This window comes from Bradyrhizobium arachidis, from assembly GCF_015291705.1.
GTDB classification, from domain to species: Bacteria; Pseudomonadota; Alphaproteobacteria; order Rhizobiales; family Xanthobacteraceae; genus Bradyrhizobium; species Bradyrhizobium arachidis.
On sequence record NZ_CP030050.1, the window covers coordinates 4,864,474 to 4,881,987 of the forward strand.

A 17,514-nucleotide genomic window follows, 5' to 3' on the forward strand; every position below is an offset into this window, starting at 1 on the left:
TTTTGGGGCACCCAATGGCAGGCACCATCCCGCTTTCGTTGACGCAGCAGTTCGACGAGTTCGGCAAACCGCTGTCGGGTGCGCTGCTCTACATCATACAGGCGGGCACCGTCTCGACGCCGCAGCAGCCTTATCAGGACGCGGCGCTCACCATCACGATGCCGAACCCGATCCAGCTCGACGCCGCTGGGCGCATCCCGCAATTCTTCCTCGCCGACGGCTACATCAAGGTGCGGCTCGACGACAAATTCGGCGTCACCCAGCTCGCGCGCGACGGCGTCCTGGTGATCGGCCCCAGCGCGGGCGGCGGCGGAGGCGGCGGCGTCGATCCGACTACGCTGATCCAGACCGGCGCCATCGTGCCATTCTACGGCGTTGGCGTGCTCGCGGGCTTCGTCCGGCTCAACGGGCGCACGATTGGCTCGGCCACGTCAGGTGCCTCGGAGCGCGCAAATGCGGATTGTCAGGCGCTGTTCAACTTCCTCTGGAATGCTGACGGCAACTTGCCGGTTACTCCATCGCGCGGCGCCTCGTCGGCGGCCGATTGGGCGGCGAACAAGACGATTGGCACGCCAGATTTTCGTGGCTGTGCGATCAGCGGCCTTGACGACATGGGCAACAGCGCGGCCGGGCGGCTGTCGGCAACCTATTTCGGGGCAAATCCGCTCGTGCTCGGATCGCGCGGAGGCTCGGAATATCACACGCTGACTGTGGCTGAAATTCCGCAGCATGCGCATGGTTTCAGCGGGACAACCGGAACGGATTTTCCCGATCACGCGCATGGTTATAACTCGCCCGCAGTAGGTGCAGGCACGGGCTCGACACCAAATTATTTCAATTCGTCAGTCGTGGGCGCGGTAACGGGCGGCGCGAACGCGCGGCACCAGCACTCTTTCAGCGGCAACACTGACGGCAGCGCAGCCCTTGGAAACGGGCCACATTCGATTGTGTCACCGCGCAAGCTCTGCACGCTCTACATCAAATTGTGAGGCCGCATGTATACCGGCTATCTCGCGCCCGCATCGAACCGCGCCAATTGGAGCGAAGCGATTACGCTTGTCGATAATGACAGCGGCGACAGCATCGATATCGGCGGATGCCGCATCACCCTGACGGTTTGGAACGAAAACCGTTCGCCTGTGCTGCGGGCGTCAACCGACGACGGAACAATCACGCTGCCCGATGTCGGTACCTTCCAATGGGATTTCGACACCACGCAGATGTCAGGACTCTGCCCCGGCGCCTATGCCGTGGGCGTGCGTATCTCGCAGAATGACCGCGTCGTGCAATTGCTGATCGGCAACGTCAACGTCATGGAAGGCATCGACGCGCAATGAGTGAGGCGATCAAGCTCAAGGTGCTCCCGCAATTTCCGGCGAAGCTGACCGGGCGCGCTGGCGTCGATGTCACCAAGCAGAACGGCGAATTCCTCCTCGATCTCGACTACAGCGATTTTCCGGTCATCGGCAGCATGCCTGCGGGCGCGACCTATGTGCTGATCTATGATCCTTCGACCAAGAGCTATTTGCAAATACCGATCACGTTGCTGGGCGGCGGCGGTGGCATTCCCGAAGCGCCGGTCGATAGCGTAGTGTACGGACGCAGAAATGCGACGTGGACGCCGCTCGGTGCGTACATCACCGACGCGCCGAACGACGGCCAGCTGTACGGCCGGAAAAATCTCGCGTGGTCTCTCGTCCCTGATGCCGACACCGCAATCGCCGCCAAGGCCGTGCGATATGACGCTGCGCAGGCGCTATCGACCGCGCAGCAGAAGCAGGCGCGGCAGAACATTGGCGTTGACAATGGTTTCTTCTACGCAGATCGCAACGGCGTCGATCAGACCGGCCTGACCGCCAACAGCTACAACAAGATCACCTTCAACAACGAGACCAAGGATGCCAACGGTTGGTACGACCCGGCGACCGCGCGCTTCACGCCGCAGCTCGCTGGCTACTATGCTTTCCAGATGAGCGTCAACGGCAATAACGGCTCGGGCGGCACGTCGGTTCAAGCTGCGATCTACAAGAACGGCTCTCTGGCGCGGGCTGGCAACTATTCCGCGACGGGCTCCAACAACAATTCGAACCTCGCCTGCTCGATCCCCATGAACGGGACGACCGACTACATCGAGGGCTGGGCATTCCTGCCGACCGGCGTGACGAGCATTCTCGGTCCCGTCACGCAGACGTTCCTCACGGGCTATCGCGTAGGGGATTTGTGATGTCTGTCCCGTTTCTGTCGGTCAAGCCGCGCGCGATCAAGCTCAAGGTACTACCGCGCTTTCCTGCCAACGTGATCGGCCGCAACGGCATCGACGTGACCAAGGATGGCGGCAACTTCATCTTTGATCTCGACTATACCGACTTCCCGGTGATCGGCGCGCTGCCGCCCGCCGCCACCTATGCGCTGATCTACGACCCCGCGACCGGCAAATATGCGCAGGCCCCGATCTCGCTGCTCGGTGCCAACATTCCCGAACCGCCCGCTGACAGCGCGGTCTATGGCCGGGCCAACACGGCGGGCACGGGTGCATGGGCGCGCGCGGTTGCGGCGGCTGGCGACGCGATGACGGGTGATCTCACGATCAACAAGATCAATCCGTCGTTCAACCTCGATACGCCGCCCGGTGGCGTGCGCAATATCAATGGAAAGAACGCCGGTCTTACCCGCTGGGCCTTGCAGCTTGGCGGCGGCGATCCCGAGAGCGGCGGCAATACAGGCTCGAATTTCTATCTGCTGCCCTACACCGACACGGGCGCCTGGGCCGGGACGATGGCGCTCAAGGGCACCCGTGCCACCGGGCTCTTGGAGGTCGCAGGCAACCCGACCGCCGCGCTCGGCATCGCAACGAAGCAATATGTCGATGCCAATGCGGGCGGCGGCGGCGTTGCGCGGTCCTATCTCGCCGGTCTGACGCTCTCGACGGCGGGCGCATCGATCACGTTCTCTGTGGCGGCGGGCGTTGCGACCGACAGCACCAACGCCAACATGATGGCGCTCGCGGCAGCGATCAGCAAGACGACCGCAGCGTGGGCGGTGGGAAGCGGCGCAGGCTCGTTCGATGGCACCGGAGCCGCGCCAAGCGCGACGGCAGATTGGTACCACGTCCATCTGATCAAGCGCACCGACACCAACGTGGTGGAAGTGCTGACCTCGCGCTCGGCGACCGCGCCGACACTGCCGTCCGGCTACACGCTGTTCCGCCGTATCGGCGCACTGAAGACCAATGGCAGCTTCCAGTGGATCAAGTTTTCCCAGCTCGGCGATGAGTTTTTGTGGGACGTGCGCGTTACTGATTTCACCAACGTCGTGTGCTCGACAACCCCGGCGCTGTTTGCATTTTCTGTCCCCACGGGTGTGCAGGTATCCGTTCTCGGCTATGTGCGGATGGACTACACTGGCGGCGCAACATCCATCCTGCTCACGTCGCCGGATGAAAGCAGCCAAGCGGCGTCAGCCTATATTCAGAATGGCACCGTCAGCGCGTCGCTTTCCCAGGCGGTGAATTTCGTCCAGTGCCGAACCAATACGTCGGCGCAATTGCGGGTGGTCTCGGCGGGCGGAACGATCAATGCGAATTGGGGCTTCGGCACCTATGGCTGGATCGACCGGCGCGGGAGACATGCCTGATGCTGCGGACAACACGCGCCATCGTTGCCAGCCTGCAGGCGCAGCCGCTCGCGCTCGCGCTGGTGCTCCTCAATGTGCTGTTCCTGGCGGGCTTCATGCTGATGCTGCGCGAGATCAGTGCGTCGGCGCAGCGGCGCGATGAGGTCATGATGCGGCTTGCGGAGAGATGCGCCGCGAAGGACGAGGGAAGGAAAACGTCACATTGAGCGCCCCCAGCAAAGATCATTTGATCCGCCGCGCCCGTTTCCGTTCAGCTAAGACGGCGCTATGAACGAACTCGCTTATCGGCTGGCGATTGCCTGCATTGTGATTGTTCCCATGATCATAGTAGCCCTGCTGTTCTTCTGGAGATAGGATGCCGCCAAGAACTGCGACCGCGTCCGTGCCTTCGGGCGCGGGGGTCTGGGGCGTGTACTCATAAGCGCCCCAAGCTTTTCTTGGGCGCAGCGCTCTTCGTGCGTCGCCGCCTGTTCCCCGGATGCGTTAGGTGACGTAGAATGTCACTGCCCTTGCGGCGGGACGTGCCGAAATCACCGTCCGGGTAATAAATGAGTAGCACTGGTGCTATCGGCAGGCACGCTCTCTTTGAGACCGTCCCTTTTTCGGTTTCGCTCCACCGTTCACCACGAACTTTGCGCGCTGCTTATGCAACGGCTCGTTCGGTAATGTCGGGAGAAAAGCGATGAGCAAGGTCGATCGAAGGTCTGCACTGGGAATCGGGTTGGCAGCGGCTTCGGCTGCCATGATTAAGCCAGCCTCCGCGCAAACCACAGCCTACAAGGATACGACGCCTTGGCCAGGTGTCGTGGTGCGTGAATATGAGGGCGAGACACCATCCCTGATCCCAGGTTTCAAGACCGTCTCAATGCGCGATGTCATTATGCAGCCGGGATCGAAGACCATGGGCCCCCCGATGATGAATGCCATGGTCTGCCATATCACCGAGGGGGAGCTTCGGCTTGATCAGGAGGGAAAGACGTTTACAGGCAAGAAGAATTTTGTCTGGACCTGCAACAAGGACACGAAAGAACAGGCGTACAACGATGGGAGTGTGGTTGCGATTATGCGGATCACGGACCTGAAGGCTTAAGGCTCATTTCTTCGGTGCGGATGGCGCGCGCGACGCGCCATCCGCGCCGGAGCCGTCGAACTGTCGAGGACGCGACCGCTCTGATGCTGCGGACGGCGCGGGCAATGATTGGCAGCTCGCAGGCGCAGCCGCTGCCGCTGGCGCTGGTGCTCCTCAACGTGCTGTTCCTCGCCGGCTTCATGCTGATGCTGCGCGAGATCAGCGCCTCGGCGCAGCGGCGCGATCAGGTGATGATGAGCCTTGTCGAGAAATGCGCAAGCCGTTGACTGGTGTCGCGCGGCATCCAGTGGCTGGCTTATGATCACCAGGGACATCATCGCTGCACGATCATGTCCTGGGCGACTGAACGAGACGCCGCGCGAAACGGGTCTAATTTTGCGGATCAAAGCTCTGGAGCAGTTGCCTGTCCAGAATAACGATCTCTCGCTGCGTGTTGCCCACGAAATTAAGAACGCCTTCGCAACGAAGTCGCGATACCGCTCGCGAAACCGTTTCTATGGTTAGGCCGAGATAATCGGCAATGTCGCGCCGAGACATTGGAAGCGACATCGTGTGCGCTTCGGTTCGTCTATCCATTTCGGCTAAGAAGGCGGCGACCCGTTCTACTGCCGTTTTGCGACCCAAAAGCACCAAGTGATTTTCCGCGTGCTCAAGGTTTCTGGTGGTCATGCTGAGCAGGTTGCGCGCGACCACCGCGTCCGTTGCGGCGATGACTTGGAGGCTTTCTCGTTTGATTAGGTGGACGGTGGTCTCCACGACAGCTTCTGCCGTAAATCGATGTTGGTCGCCGGTTTCGAGCCCGAAGATATCGCCCGTTAGATGGAAAGCCCCGATTTGTCGCCTGCCGTCAGAGAGGAGCTTGTAGCTTCGGACCGCGCCACGCTTTACTTGGTAGACATGGTCCGCAGGCTCCTTTTCGCCGTAGATTTCGGTGCCCTTGCGATACCTAAATTCCATCAAGCTGATAGTTTTATGCGACGCGCTGCCGAAGCCGAAATCATCAATTGTATTGGGCTTTCGTCGATCCGAGATGCGCACCAGCATGAGTAAAGCTCCCGTCGATATCGAACAGCCGTACGCGGAATGAGACCTCCATTCCCGGGTCGATCGATGAAGAAGCAGGGTAATCAAGGACTGTCATTGAGATCATTGTACCAATGGACAGTGTCAGGTTGTCACGCCCCAGAGCCGTTGGCGTAAGATGCAAGTGCTCACTTTTGACCACAGCTGCCAGGTCGCCATTCTGTGCCAATGCGGAGAGTTGGGGATACTTCCGACGACAATGCGCCCCCACGTATGGGGCACGATCAGGCATCGCGGACCTGAGCTTGCTCCTCTCGTTACCAAAATGCGGACACTCTAGATTAACTTGTGTTGTCGATCCCTGGGACCTGCCTGGTCGGTATTTCGGGGATGGTCAAGTCTCCGACATCAGAAGGTGAAGAGCGGGAGACAAGGCGCACGGAGGAAGCTCTTCGCGTCGCCAAGGAGTATGCTGAGCAGCAACCGGAGTCTCCTCGACAAGCCGCGACGCAAGATGAACAGAGACGGACTGCGGTCAACGGCTTTTGGAGCGCGACTCTTTGGTGTCCCCGAACGTGTCCAGCACGCGACCGAAGGCCGGGTGCTTGCGGTTCTTCACCTTGATCCAATGGTCGCAGCGACCGCGGCGATACACGCGGTCACTGTGCTTGGACACCAAGCCCTCCAATCCATGAAGGCAGGCATGCCGGAACAGGTCGGCGCCAATCTCGCCCTGCTCGTACGGTGCAGCGAAGATGCCCTCGGGGCGGCGCGCCAGCAGCCGCGCGAGGTGCGGCTTGCGCAATTTCAGCGGCAGGCGGCGATAGTCGTCGCCATCCCCGGCGAGAATATCGAAGGCGTAGAGCTGAACCTCGTCATCGTGCTTGCGCGAGTGCAGCGCGTCCCAGTCGGGGATGCCGGTCATGGTCAGCACCACCGCTTCGCCGTCGATCACAAAACGCTTTTGCCGGTTCTTCAGCGCCGCCTCGACGATCAGCGGGTAGCGTTTGGTCCAGTCGTGACCGTTCCGGGTGAGCAGGCGCACGCGGTCGTTCTCCCGCACCACCATCAGGCGGTAGCCGTCGTATTTGACTTCGTGAATCCAGTCGGGGCCGTCAGGGACGGCTTTGGCGGCCGTCGGCAAGCAAAACTCAAACGTTTTACGCATCGTCAAAAAAATCGATCTCGATAGCTCAGAGGCGGCTAGTGTTTAGTTGGCTTGCGAAGAAATGGACGTATGGCGTCGGTGGTCGTGAAGCTGGTCTCGAACCCGTCTGGCAGCAATGGCATCTCGTCGGGGCCGACCCTGTTGCAGACGGGGCAGGGGGCACCCGCACCGCCGCAGCCGCAGGCCTTCGGCCCTTCCCACGGGCGCTCGGGGTGGTTTTCGCAGACCCAATGCGTGCCGTCGCAGCGCGCGCAAGTCATCTCGGACTTCCCTTCAATGCTGTGTCGGCGCTTCCTCGACCGGCTGCCCACGCAGATGTTCAAACACCTCGCCAAGGTCCCGCATGTCTAACAACTCGCCGCAGATCATGCAGCGGATAAAGTGATCGCTCTCGCGTTGCGGCCCCAGCTGCCTTGCGGCTTGCCTTCACGAGGCATAGCTCGCCATCCGCAGCGGGAGCGCCAACTGGATGCCAATCCCGCGGCCGAGCTGGCTCTCGACGAAGTCTCTCAAGGCATCGGAGATCTCGTGGCCTTCGGCGGCGATGCGGCGGTTGAGTTCGCGCGCAATATCCTCTGAAACGTCCCGCGACCACCCCTCGACCGGATTGAACGCGACGATGCGAAGGACCTGATCGTATTGCCCGGTGAGCATGTCTCCGATCAACGTGGAGTAGGTGACGCCTTCGTCAGTCTCGCGAAACGCTGCGCCGTCCCGGAACTCCTCCAGGACCAAATAGAAATCTTTGTCGAGTCGATCATTCGGGAAGATTGACGGCGAGGCCATACGCAAGAACTCCAGAGACCTGAGTCTCAGATAGGCACCGCCTTGGCAGAAGGCGAATCGGACCCGCATGCACTGGAGGAAGGGCAGAGAGACGGCCCCGGCTCGGCAGGGACGGGGGGTATGGCCGGGGCCGCTCCGCCGGCTCGGCGGCGAGCCGGCCGACTGCAACTCCGCCTGAAATGCGCTGTTCCTCGCGCTGATTTCCTCGCCCGAAGAGTCTCGTGCTAGGGAAGGGGGCCGTGCCGATCGTGCGGAAAGGCACGGCACCGGCCGCAGGAGCTGAACCAGAGCAGCGCCTGCGGCCGATCACGAAAGAGGCCCCAACCGTGATGATGCGGATGGGGTGCTGTCCATTCCGCCGCCCGCATTCTAGTTTCGTTATTGGAACCAAATCCGCTGGCGGCTATAGGGCCTGCATCACCGGCCGAGGCTCTGCCCGTAGGCGTCGGTGGCTGAGAGACCGAGAGTGCTCCCGCCTGCACAGCGAGGGAGCGCCAACATGGCCCAACATCCCAACATTTCGCACGCGCGCGATTTGTCTTCCGAGATTGCAGAGCAGAACGCCCGTATGCGCGAACTGCTGGCCGACGCCGCTGAAGTGCTCAAGCTGCCGATGCCGGACACGTTTCTCGGCCGCAAGACGCAAGAGCCATTTCCGATGGAAGCGACACGCGATTAGAAGTCGTGCCTTTGCCCCATCCACGTCTTGGCTAGGAACGAAGTCGTAGCGTCGGCGTTCCGCTTCTCATGGACGAAGATCCCCTAATTCGCCGGGCCGAGCGGGCCATTTACGAGAACTTGGTGACCAGGACCCAAGTGCGCAAAAGCCTGCTGGAAGCCAAGATCACTGCCGCCAGGGTCCAGGCGGCGGTCCAGATGGTTCGGATGGAATCTAATCGTCGTACTTGCCCGGGAATGGGCGATAGGACCGAGGCTTTTCAGGAAAATCCAGCGGCGAAAGAAGCTTCTGGCTCTTCGGCTGAAACGATGCTCTGGCATGCATCCGTTTCAATCGGACGCTGATTTCGGTTCGCCACACTAGATTTTGCGCGCAGAGCCGCTCAGCTGCGGCGATGGCTGCGGCAGCTCGGGCGAACAGCTTTTCATCGGCATCGAGAGCATCGGCCATGCCCAATAACTAACATAGGTTAGGATAGGTTCCATGCGTCGAACTTGCGCCGCAGGCACAGACTGCACATGCGGTTTAATTCGGTCGTGGTAATCTGAGGAATGACCAATGAGCTACTTATACGTGTGCTTGCTATTGGCGCGGGGGTATTCACCGTTGTCGTCTCAACGGCGCTACTCTTCAGCCTTTGATCTATCTCAAGCAGCGCACGCCATCAGTCCGCATTCTCCCGTACCGATGGGAGGCGGAAATGCGACCATGGATGTTGCATGCCCTTGTGTGGGGCTCGGCTGCCGCCGGCCTCATAGCCATTATTTCGATGAGCATGTAGGCGACCCGTTTCGCAGCTTAATCGGTCAGTCGCTGCTTTGCAGGCGCAGATCATCTTGGCTCTCCACCCTCAGGCGCACATAGGTTCCGCTCTCGTGCAATTCGAGCCAGCCCTTTTCGATGGCGAACTCGATGGCGGCGCCGAACTCGGGCCCGCTAGCCTTTAGTGTGTAGAGAAACGGCGCATTGATCTTTTCAATGTGGATGCGGCCGTCCTGGACGGCCTCGATACCCCTAGCGATCTCGATCAGCTTGCGCGCCGCGCTTTCCGGGTCGGTGAAGGCACGCTCATCGGTCAGTTTCAGCGTCAGCGCTCCCCCGGCCACCAGATAGATGGCGGGTTAGTGGCTGAGATTTTGGTGGTCCGCAAGGCCACCAAATGGCTGCGCTTGAACGGCCGTCCTTGGCGCTCGGAGCACTGCCGGCAACGCATGTAACGCTCCAGCTCGTGGATGGGGGTGGTCTTGGCGCGCCTGACAATGTCCAGCGCGACCGTTTGGTGGGTGTCGCAGCCGAGGCACTTCACCTCAAGATAGCGATAGCCGGCGTTGAGGGCATCACCGAGCGTCGGGGATGGCTGAGCAGGGCCGCGAAAACCGAGCATGCGGGCATTCCAGGCCTGGCAGGCGAGGATGTCGGCGTCCTTGCGGGCGTCGCGCGCGCGTTCGGCCAGAACGCGGATCGTGGTCCCGAACAGGTATTCGCGCGACTTGGTGCTCATGGCGGATTGATTCCGCCGGAACGACGCGGAGGCAAGCCACTAGCTATTGGGTTTGAGACCCCTGGCGAGCCCAAGAAGCGCATCAAAGTCGAAATTCTTGATCGAGGAATGATGGACACGGCGCCCGGCAAAAGGGCGGCCCCAACTCGCTGGCAGGCTAAGTTGAGGCCGTCGTCCACCAGCCCAAGCTCACCATGCATCCGGCGCCGGGTCGCTGGCGATATGGCAAATGGCAAACGAAATATTTGGATCGAGCGGCGACAGGAAGTCGTGGTAGTAGCCGATTGCCTGAAAACCGAGAAGTGTGAAGCTGTTCACCCTCGCCGGATTTCTCCTCGCCTACAATAGCAACGTTCCCCTCTGGAACGCTCATCCGGGAATGGACGAGTTAGGCGAAGCTGGAGGCGCGGCCATGAAGCGCCATGCCATGAGCAAGTATTTCGGTAATGGCGCCGGCCACGTTCTGCGCCAACATAATAGCGCCGTGTTGCTGTTCAGCTGGCGCGGCAGGCCGGCCGGAACGGCCCGCTATGTCGAGCGCGTCAACCGCTACACCCGCGATGGCGTGGAATATTCCAGCCTTGCCGCTCTGCTTCGCGCCGTCGAGGACGAGCACACTCAGACGCAGCCGCAGGAACGATCAAGCGGCGAATGAATCGTATAGCAGTTCTCGTTAATCTGAGAACTGCGATGCGATATGTTGCGTACGCGGTCGATGCAGGAGACGTTGTCCGTGCAGTCTATGAAATCGATTGCCCAACGGACAAAGACGCCCAAGCTCGATGCGAGAAATTCTTAGAAGCCCACCCTACCGTTGAGGTGTGGGACGGCCCGCGCCGAGTTGCTCGTCTGGTCCGAGAGAGCGGAGTGGAACAACAAGAGTGAAGAGGCCGGAACGCGGCAAGCTACTGCGAATCGCCGCCTTGTGTCGCTCGCGCAGTGCGCTGGCCAGCTTATCCTTCGTGTGCATGTTCGCTTCCCGGTTTGCGTGTTGCTGCCGCTAAGACCGCGGCTCGCTCTGGGTGTGTCAGGCGCTGCCCTGTCTCGGCGCCACCAAGGTGGTCGTGATTGCTGCCAACTGCGCTCTGCTGATTGTTTCTCAAGCTAGTAGACTAACCGGGACCACGGGAGGCTTGGGGGGGCGTGGTCCCGGCCGATCACTCCGCATCGATTACGACGCGGAGCAATCTCTACGCCGCTTGGCTCGCGCTTCGCACGAGGGGCGGCCGCCCGCGGCGGCGTGGTGCTGCGTCCTTCTTGGCCGCGGCCTCCTCTGCAGCCACCCTGGCGGCCTTTTGCGCGGTCTTCCAATGGATCTTCTTCTCGGGCTTTGGCTTCGGCGGCTTCAACCGCACCTGTCCACGGTAGACCTCGACCAGATCATGTTGCTTTAGATACTGCAGCTTGAGCTTGATCTGCTCCGGCTTCAGCCCGGTGTCGCGCGGCAGTGTGTCTATCGTCACCCATCGATCCTCCGACAGGTACTCCACCAGCTTGACGCTGCGCGACGATGGCGGCGGCGGCACTATCGCCTCCGGCCTGGGGACGTGAACCGCGACGGTGTCGCGTACGGTGGCGGAAATCTTGGTGAGCCGCAGCACAAGCGCGGTGAGGTCGCCGACCTCGGCGCGCAGAGCCTTGAGTTGGTCTGGGACCGACAGGGTCTCCGGCTGCGGCAGCGCCAGCGCCTTGTCGAACTGCTGGACTTTCTGCGGCTTCTTCTCATGCTGCATCTTCAGCGTGACGTTGTCGGCGCGGAGCAGCCTGCGCACATCGGCGCGCGTGTTCATGCGTGAGCGCCAGTCGCTCGTCGTCTTGGCGACGATGATGGTTCGGACCTGCTTTTCCGGCACCACCTGCCATGTGATCTCGATGTGGCCGCCGTTGGTATCGCGTAAGTGCCCCTTGATGCCGTGCGCTTTCAGCTCGTTCAGCGCGATCTCGGTCAACTCGTTGTGGTAGGCCATGTTGTTTCCTCGGTCCCGTCGATTGTTTTTATGAGTTGCCCTGCTGCTCGGGCTGACCTTCGAACCGCTTGAGCTGCTCCTTCAGCAGCGTGACGACGTCGCCGCGGTTGGCGTTGGAGATGTAGTTGCAGCGCCCCTGTTCATTGAAATCGAAAATCATCATGACGAACCCGACCTCGCGGGCGTGGCCCTTCGCGTCGCCATTGAAGTAACCATCGAGCAGACGTGCGAGGTGGTTCATCTGCTCGCGATATTTGGGCTGGATGGGCGCATCGCCCAGGGTGTGATCGCTCATTGATTTTCCTTCAGGCTGATCCTTTGACGGGTCCGATCTCGTCGATGTCGGGGCGCATGCTGTCGTGCGTCGCCATCACGATCAGGGCATGCACGAGCATGTTTTCCGGGCCGCCCGGCTGCGTGTTGTTGGTGCCGATGGCGGTGGTGCGGCCGTCGTGATCCTCGATCACGACGGTGAAATGGCAATGTTTCATACCCATGCGCAGCAGGCTCTCGATGATCGCCTTGTCGAGCGCTTTGATATCGATGTCAGGCACGATGGCACTCCAGTGTAACGATGCACGAGGGTGGCGCACCGACAGCGGCAGGTCGCGCGGTGTTTCGGCTTATGCACGCTGTTCACGATGGAGCTGGTTGCTCTAGTTTCCGGCAGCAATCAGCCCGGCAATCAGGTGGCGAACCACACGGACATGAGCAAAGCTCAGCTGCTGGAATTCTTTGGCGAGCTTGTAGGTGTCGATGTCGATCCCATCGAAGCTCTGCTTGTCCTGCCAGCCCATCAAATGATGCGGCGACGTGGAGAGGCGGCCTGCGATGTCGGCGAGGCGGCTCGCGGAGACGCGGTTCACGCCCTTCTCGTATTTCTGCACCTGCTGGAAGCTGACGCCGAGAACCTCGCCGAGCGCTTCCTGGGAGAGGCTGCGCTGGACCCGAATCAATCGAATGCGCCGACCGATCTCGCCGTCCATGTCATTGGCGGCGCGTGCTTGCCGCTTCATTGTCTTCTTCGCCACGTCAATCACTCCAAATTTCATTTTCTTCTTGTAGGCGCAGTCTTTCCGGCCCTCGCGGAGCGCAGCGCGGGGCGCTGACGTTTCGTTGATTGCCGTTTTTTAAATTGCTCGCCGTTCTTAACTTACGTTAGTCCGGCGAGTAGTTTTTACGGATGCAAGAAGGCGAACAAATTACGCCCGAATTGTGGAACGTGTGCTGCTGTTGCACAGGCAAGCGCACAAAATCGCTGCATGACCCGAAGGTTGCACCAAAGACCATGTCCAAAACGGACATGGCCAAAACGGCCAGGGGAGGGAGAAATAAATGCGCCTGAAAAGACACTGAAAGGATTGGTTGAAAATGATCCAGCCACTGCCGCTGCAGCAGCGACGCGAGGTTTCCGAAATTGCCGCGCGCATGCTGCTGGACTGCTTCTGCACGATGCAAGAGGTCTATGGCCGCAAGCATCTCGGTGCATCTGCCAACATGTTTCTGGTGGGAGCCGCGATCCGCACCAACGATGCGGACGGCGAGCGCTCCACGCTTATCGGCCTCTCGCGCCGTCTCAATATGCCGCGCTCCAGCGTGCGGCGCGCAGTTCAAGAGTTGGTCAGCTTCGGCTCCATCAAGGAGAGCGAGGATGGCGGCTTCACCGCGAATATGGACTGGCTGCGCGAGCTTGCGCCCAACAGCGCAGACAAGGTGCCGGGCGCGATCCTCGTGGCGGCGGAAGCGCTGCAGCTGGTGCTGCCCGAGGAGTTGCGGCAGCAGCTACTAAAGAAGTGGAGGCCGAAGACGAAATGAAAAGCCCGCCGAACCGGCGGGCTTTCTGTTTCGGGATTGTATGGATCGCATCCATGCAATCAGCGTCGGCTCACCATCAGCAGGATGCCGCCGAGCTGCGGCAGCAGCGACAGCAGGACGAGACGCAGCACCGCGAAGTCGTCGCCGCTCGGATGCAGCACGCCGCATGACAGCCATGCAACATGTGCACCAACCGCCGGGGCCGCCTACCGAGCCCGCCGCACGGTCGGCATCCTGTTCTGGCTCGCCTTGTTCGTGCTGTTCGTGAGCTTGTGGTCGCGGTTCGGTTGGTGATTTTCCTTCGACAAGGTGCTCAACCGAACAGAGGAACGGCGCGCAGGTCCAGTAGGCTTCGAGCTACTTGGCTCATCGGCATTGCGGCCAAGTTGGCGGCCCTGGCCTCAAACCCTCAACCGCGAGCACGGCCGGGGCCGTTCCAGTGCCTTGCGATGTCCAGCATGAAGCCTGATGCGGGAGAACGCGAGCGCACTTCAATGTCGAAGGCCGCACCGAACTCCCGACGCTTTGCTGTCCCGGTTCTAACCTAGGTGAATCGCGTCGCGCGTTCCTTCGGGGGACAGTGCACAAGTGAACAGAGCGGCTCTTCGATCTGGGAGTAGCGTGATCTTGCTTGGCTGCAACCCAAGCACCTCGCGTCGCGGCCCCGGCACCCTCCTTCAGCAGCATTGTCCCTGCGTTGGCCGGGGCCGTCGTCGAGATGAAAACAGGGCCCGCCTTTGTGAGCGGGCCCTTTGTCAGTTCTGCGCTTCGATCTCCTGCATGTAGCGGATCGCGTTGTCACCGGCGCTGAGGTCCAGCTCGGTGTCGGGCCGCTTTCGTTTCAGGCGGCAACTTGCTTGAGTGGCGCTGGCAGCATTTTCTCGCGCGGCAGACCGAGGATTTCGCGCAGCGCGTCGTCGAGGTCATCGAGCGCCTTGACGCGTGGATCGACAATCTCGCGCTCAATGATCTTGACCGGGACGAGATAGTGCTTGCGCGTGACGGGGGCGGCGTCCTTGTCCTTCGTCTTGTGCGTCATCACCCTGCCGATCTCGGCGTCTGTGTAACCCAACTGCTCAAGGATGCAGGCCCCGGTGCGGCGCAGATCGTGCGGTGTCAATTCTGCGGGCAGGCCGAGATACTGATTGATCCCCATCTGGGTGCGCGTGTCGTCTGCGCGGCGCGTCATGATGTTGAGCGATCTTTGCGGCATGTAGCGCTTGCTGGCCACGGCAGGCTTCTTCGACTTCCGGCCGCCGAGCGCCTTCGGAAACGCATAGTCCCGCATCGGGTCGCCAATCGAAAATGCCTGACCGAGGATTTCGCGCGCCAGACTGTTCAGCGGCTGCACGAGGTCACGCGCCTTGGGCGAGCGGCGCCCCTTGGTGACAGCCAGCGGGATCGTCACGGTGTCGGGTCCGATCCCGGTGCGCGGGATCGCACAGCATTCGCCAGTGCGCAGCAGGGTCACCAGCGACAACTTCAGCACCAGCTTGGTGAGCGGCTGGCCGGGGCACTTGGGGTCATCGAGACCGAACCAGAACCGGCGCAATTGGTCGGCGGTGAGGACGAGGCCGTCCTCGATCTCAGCAACCTCCGTCGCCCGGTCGTCGCCCTTCAGGGTCGGGACCGGGCTGACCGTCACATAGGCGCGGTCGGGATGCATGGCCCAGATGAACATGGTGCGCAGGGTTTGCAGGACGCCATTGGCTTGGGCCGGGTGCCGCTCCTTGAGGTAGCTGCGGTACAGCTCCATGATCTCCTGACCAGTAATCTCGCTGGCGACGCGGTTACCCCACCATGCCAGCGGGCGGCTCAGCATCGAGCGGATGTTGTCGTGGCTCTCCTTGCGCGGCACCGTCCCCCAGCGCCGCAGCACCGGCTCCTCGCAATAGGCCAGATAGGCGTCATGCATCTGCTGGAAGGTGCGGCCGGTGGCGCGGGCCAGCACCGAGGCCTGCCTGCGCTCAGCGGTGATGCTTTTGCCGCTGGCGACCAGCCCGGCGAGGGTAGTGGCTTCGGCGCGGGCGCGCGGGATCGTCCACGCCGGATATTCACCGATCAGGTGCCACTCGCGAACCGGCTTGCCGGTCTCTGGATGCAGGCGCTTCTTGTTCAGGTACTGGTAGTAGAAGCTGAAAACGCCATTAGGGGTGGTGCGGAGCACGAAGCCCTTCTGACCCCTGGTGGCGCAGTCGCTGATGTTCTGGCGGGTCTCGGAAGCCTTGAGGTGGAGGTCGGTGATGTACGGCATCTGCCCCTCAGATTCGGTAGCTGGAGCGAAGCCCCGGCTAACCGGATGACCGGAAATGAGGGGCTAGGCGGTGAAAATGTGGACCGGAGTATTTCCGAAAACCCCTTTGTTTATAAGGGCTTCCATCTTTTCTTTACCGAGCCACAATTTCATCATACGCGTGGCTCCCAATGTGGTAGCTGGTATAGAGAATCTCCGGGTGGGGGTGGGTCCCCCGGGGGTCGATTTGGGGATCTGATGGTTTCCGACCGCGTACGCGCCGAGAGGCTGTTGACGTCGCGCCGCCGTATTGGGCGGACCGAGACGATACTGCTGTCTCTGGCCGCCGTCGCGCTGGCGCTCGGTGCCGCCGCCTGGGTTGCGGATATCGGCGACTCGACCCCGCTGGTCACCGCCTCCTTGCCGCCCGCCAACACCCCTTCGTTTGACGACCGCTTCGCATCGCTCTCGGGCAATCCGCAGGCGCGCGACCTCGGCTTGCGGACGATCGAGCGGTCCGCCCTGAATGCAGTCCAGCTCAAGCTCCGCGATGCCAAGGCGATGCTCGCGGAGAAGCTCCAGGGCGACGAGTGGCGCTCGACACTGACCGATGACGACCGGCATGCGGTCGAGGAGCCGAGATCCGCGCAGCGCGCCGACGCCGTCCCGATGCCGCGCTCGCGTCCGGTGCAGGCCGATTTCGCCTCCCAGGTCGCCTCCAGCCAGGCCTATGCCGACACCAGTCCCAAGGTCGATAACCGCAGCTTCTTCGAAAAATTCACCGCCAAGATCAAGCTGGCCTCGCTGACGCCCGGCGACGGACTGTTCGCCAAGGGGCCTGATCTCGCCGCCCTCGGCTACGATTCGCGCACCGCGGTCTACGACATCAAGGCCAAGGCGCTCTACCTGCCGAGCGGCGTCGCGCTGGAAGCGCATTCGGGCATGGGCGCGCTGATGGACGACCCCGACCATGTCGACCAGCGCATGGTGGGCGCGACCCCGCCGGCGACCTACGATCTGAAGCCGCGCGAAAAACTGTTCCACGGCATCCGTGCGCTGCGCCTGACGCCGACGGACGGCACCAGCGCGCTCGGGCGCGTCGGCCTGCTCACCCACAGCTACATGCTCGGACCGCGCGGCGATTCCAACGGCTGCGTCTCGATCAAGGACTATGACCGCTTCCTCAAGGCCTGGGACAATGGCGAGTTCAACCGCCTCGTCGTAGTGCCGAGCCTGGGCGGATCGGCGACGGCTTCACAACGCGCCAGCACCGATTCCTGATATTCGCCGGACGGCGGGGCTGCCGTTTTCCCTTCGTTAAGCCGTCATCGTCCAGAAGCAGCCCATGAGTGATCCATCCAAGTCCGAAACCCCGCTGCGCACGACGTTCAAGATCCGCCTGAACGGTGACCCGCTGGCGATCGCGACCGTCGGCCAGGCCTATCAGTTCCTCACCAACTTCAAATCCGTCGAGTGGATGGAATTCCGCGCGCTGCACGAGGACGCGGTCGCGGCGCTCGAAGGTGCCGCGGACAACGCCATGCTCGCGGTGCAGGCGACCAACGCCGTGCGCGCGCTGTTCGTGAGCGCGAAGCTGCTCTGAGCAGGTCGTCTCTTTC

At 61.6% G+C, this 17,514-nt stretch carries 25 protein-coding genes; 13 read left to right on the top strand and 12 right to left on the bottom strand.

Features of this window, described 5'->3' with window-relative positions:
* Window positions 1-14: 14 nt before the first annotated feature.
* From WN72_RS22530 to WN72_RS22560, 7 genes are all read left to right on the top strand, one after another.
* Complete coding sequence (locus WN72_RS22530; protein ID WP_092220257.1) at window positions 15-989, top strand: hypothetical protein; 975 nt, start codon at window positions 15-17, stop codon at window positions 987-989.
* Between the two features lie 6 nt (window positions 990-995).
* Window positions 996-1,337, top strand: coding sequence for a hypothetical protein (locus WN72_RS22535; protein WP_092220259.1), 342 nt, complete (start codon window positions 996-998; stop codon window positions 1,335-1,337).
* On the top strand, window positions 1,334-2,224 hold the full coding sequence (locus WN72_RS22540; RefSeq protein WP_092220261.1) for a complement C1q domain-containing protein: 891 nt from the start codon (window positions 1,334-1,336) through the stop codon (window positions 2,222-2,224). The genes WN72_RS22535 and WN72_RS22540 overlap by 4 nt, the downstream gene beginning before the upstream one ends.
* Complete coding sequence (locus WN72_RS22545; protein WP_092220263.1) at window positions 2,224-3,633, top strand: hypothetical protein; 1,410 nt, start codon at window positions 2,224-2,226, stop codon at window positions 3,631-3,633. Before WN72_RS22540 ends, WN72_RS22545 begins: the two co-directional genes overlap by 1 nt.
* Window positions 3,633-3,839: a hypothetical protein gene (locus WN72_RS22550; RefSeq protein WP_092220265.1), complete on the top strand. Its 207-nt coding sequence runs from the start codon at window positions 3,633-3,635 to the stop codon at window positions 3,837-3,839. Before WN72_RS22545 ends, WN72_RS22550 begins: the two co-directional genes overlap by 1 nt.
* A gap of 476 nt (window positions 3,840-4,315) precedes the next feature.
* Window positions 4,316-4,723 carry a hypothetical protein gene (locus tag WN72_RS22555; RefSeq protein ID WP_092220267.1) on the top strand — a complete coding sequence of 136 codons (408 nt, stop codon included), beginning with the start codon at window positions 4,316-4,318 and terminating at the stop codon, window positions 4,721-4,723.
* A 104-nt stretch (window positions 4,724-4,827) separates the two neighbouring features.
* Window positions 4,828-4,989 carry a hypothetical protein gene (locus WN72_RS22560; protein ID WP_167381169.1) on the top strand — a complete coding sequence of 54 codons (162 nt, stop codon included), beginning with the start codon at window positions 4,828-4,830 and terminating at the stop codon, window positions 4,987-4,989.
* A gap of 103 nt (window positions 4,990-5,092) precedes the next feature.
* Here WN72_RS22560 and WN72_RS22565 read toward each other — a convergent pair whose 3' ends face one another.
* Window positions 5,093-5,767: a helix-turn-helix domain-containing protein gene (locus WN72_RS22565; RefSeq protein WP_092220271.1), complete on the bottom strand. Its 675-nt coding sequence runs from the start codon at window positions 5,765-5,767 to the stop codon at window positions 5,093-5,095.
* Between the two features lie 514 nt (window positions 5,768-6,281).
* Window positions 6,282-6,890, bottom strand: coding sequence for an ATP-dependent DNA ligase (locus WN72_RS22570; RefSeq protein WP_347337502.1), 609 nt, complete (start codon window positions 6,888-6,890; stop codon window positions 6,282-6,284).
* A 93-nt stretch (window positions 6,891-6,983) separates the two neighbouring features.
* Between WN72_RS22570 and WN72_RS22575 the strand changes: the two genes are divergently transcribed.
* Window positions 6,984-7,265, top strand: coding sequence for a hypothetical protein (locus WN72_RS22575; RefSeq protein ID WP_167381170.1), 282 nt, complete (start codon window positions 6,984-6,986; stop codon window positions 7,263-7,265).
* Between the two features lie 75 nt (window positions 7,266-7,340).
* Here the strand turns inward: WN72_RS22575 and WN72_RS22580 are convergent, their stop codons facing one another.
* Entirely contained in the window at window positions 7,341-7,700 is a 360-nt protein-coding gene (locus WN72_RS22580) for a hypothetical protein (protein WP_194483033.1), read from the bottom strand.
* A gap of 499 nt (window positions 7,701-8,199) precedes the next feature.
* On the opposite strand from WN72_RS22580, the gene WN72_RS22585 reads away from it, so the two are divergent.
* Entirely contained in the window at window positions 8,200-8,379 is a 180-nt protein-coding gene (locus WN72_RS22585; protein ID WP_092220274.1) for a hypothetical protein, read from the top strand.
* Window positions 8,380-8,592: 213 nt separating this feature from the next.
* Here the strand turns inward: WN72_RS22585 and WN72_RS22590 are convergent, their stop codons facing one another.
* From WN72_RS22590 to WN72_RS47525, 4 genes are all read right to left on the bottom strand, one after another.
* Window positions 8,593-8,829: a hypothetical protein gene (locus WN72_RS22590; protein ID WP_143130844.1), complete on the bottom strand. Its 237-nt coding sequence runs from the start codon at window positions 8,827-8,829 to the stop codon at window positions 8,593-8,595.
* A gap of 356 nt (window positions 8,830-9,185) precedes the next feature.
* A complete protein-coding gene (locus WN72_RS22595; RefSeq protein ID WP_092220309.1) occupies window positions 9,186-9,464 on the bottom strand; it encodes a hypothetical protein in 279 nt (92 codons plus the stop codon).
* Between the two features lie 2 nt (window positions 9,465-9,466).
* A complete protein-coding gene (locus WN72_RS22600) occupies window positions 9,467-9,880 on the bottom strand; it encodes a hypothetical protein (protein ID WP_092220278.1) in 414 nt (137 codons plus the stop codon).
* Window positions 9,881-10,069: 189 nt separating this feature from the next.
* A complete protein-coding gene (locus tag WN72_RS47525) occupies window positions 10,070-10,198 on the bottom strand; it encodes a hypothetical protein (RefSeq protein ID WP_283807169.1) in 129 nt (42 codons plus the stop codon).
* On the opposite strand from WN72_RS47525, the gene WN72_RS22605 reads away from it, so the two are divergent.
* A complete protein-coding gene (locus tag WN72_RS22605) occupies window positions 10,185-10,535 on the top strand; it encodes a hypothetical protein (protein WP_092220280.1) in 351 nt (116 codons plus the stop codon). The genes WN72_RS47525 and WN72_RS22605 overlap by 14 nt on opposite strands.
* Window positions 10,536-11,070: 535 nt before the next feature.
* On the opposite strand, the gene WN72_RS22610 is transcribed toward WN72_RS22605, so the two are convergent.
* The 4 genes from WN72_RS22610 to WN72_RS22625 all read right to left on the bottom strand — a co-directional run bounded on the left by WN72_RS22610 (window position 11,071) and on the right by WN72_RS22625 (window position 12,899).
* A complete protein-coding gene (locus WN72_RS22610; protein ID WP_092220282.1) occupies window positions 11,071-11,847 on the bottom strand; it encodes a hypothetical protein in 777 nt (258 codons plus the stop codon).
* 28 nt (window positions 11,848-11,875) lie between these two features.
* Window positions 11,876-12,142, bottom strand: coding sequence for a hypothetical protein (locus WN72_RS22615; RefSeq protein ID WP_092220283.1), 267 nt, complete (start codon window positions 12,140-12,142; stop codon window positions 11,876-11,878).
* A 10-nt stretch (window positions 12,143-12,152) separates the two neighbouring features.
* Window positions 12,153-12,401: a hypothetical protein gene (locus WN72_RS22620; RefSeq protein ID WP_092220285.1), complete on the bottom strand. Its 249-nt coding sequence runs from the start codon at window positions 12,399-12,401 to the stop codon at window positions 12,153-12,155.
* Window positions 12,402-12,503: 102 nt separating this feature from the next.
* Window positions 12,504-12,899: a helix-turn-helix domain-containing protein gene (locus WN72_RS22625; RefSeq protein WP_092220286.1), complete on the bottom strand. Its 396-nt coding sequence runs from the start codon at window positions 12,897-12,899 to the stop codon at window positions 12,504-12,506.
* Window positions 12,900-13,218: 319 nt separating this feature from the next.
* Here WN72_RS22625 and WN72_RS22630 point away from each other — a divergent pair, with 319 nt between their 5' ends.
* Window positions 13,219-13,662, top strand: a complete 444-nt coding sequence (locus WN72_RS22630) for a hypothetical protein (protein WP_092220288.1) — start codon at window positions 13,219-13,221, stop codon at window positions 13,660-13,662.
* A gap of 841 nt (window positions 13,663-14,503) precedes the next feature.
* Here the strand turns inward: WN72_RS22630 and WN72_RS22635 are convergent.
* On the bottom strand, window positions 14,504-15,916 hold the full coding sequence (locus WN72_RS22635) for a tyrosine-type recombinase/integrase (RefSeq protein WP_092220289.1): 1,413 nt from the start codon (window positions 15,914-15,916) through the stop codon (window positions 14,504-14,506).
* A gap of 309 nt (window positions 15,917-16,225) precedes the next feature.
* Between WN72_RS22635 and WN72_RS22640 the strand changes: the two genes are divergently transcribed.
* Entirely contained in the window at window positions 16,226-17,176 is a 951-nt protein-coding gene (locus tag WN72_RS22640) for a DUF2778 domain-containing protein (protein ID WP_092220311.1), read from the top strand.
* A gap of 64 nt (window positions 17,177-17,240) precedes the next feature.
* The gene (locus WN72_RS22645) at window positions 17,241-17,498 is read left to right on the top strand and encodes a hypothetical protein (RefSeq protein WP_092220290.1); all 258 of its coding nucleotides are present in this window, start codon (window positions 17,241-17,243) and stop codon (window positions 17,496-17,498) included.
* Window positions 17,499-17,514: the final 16 nt, after the last annotated feature.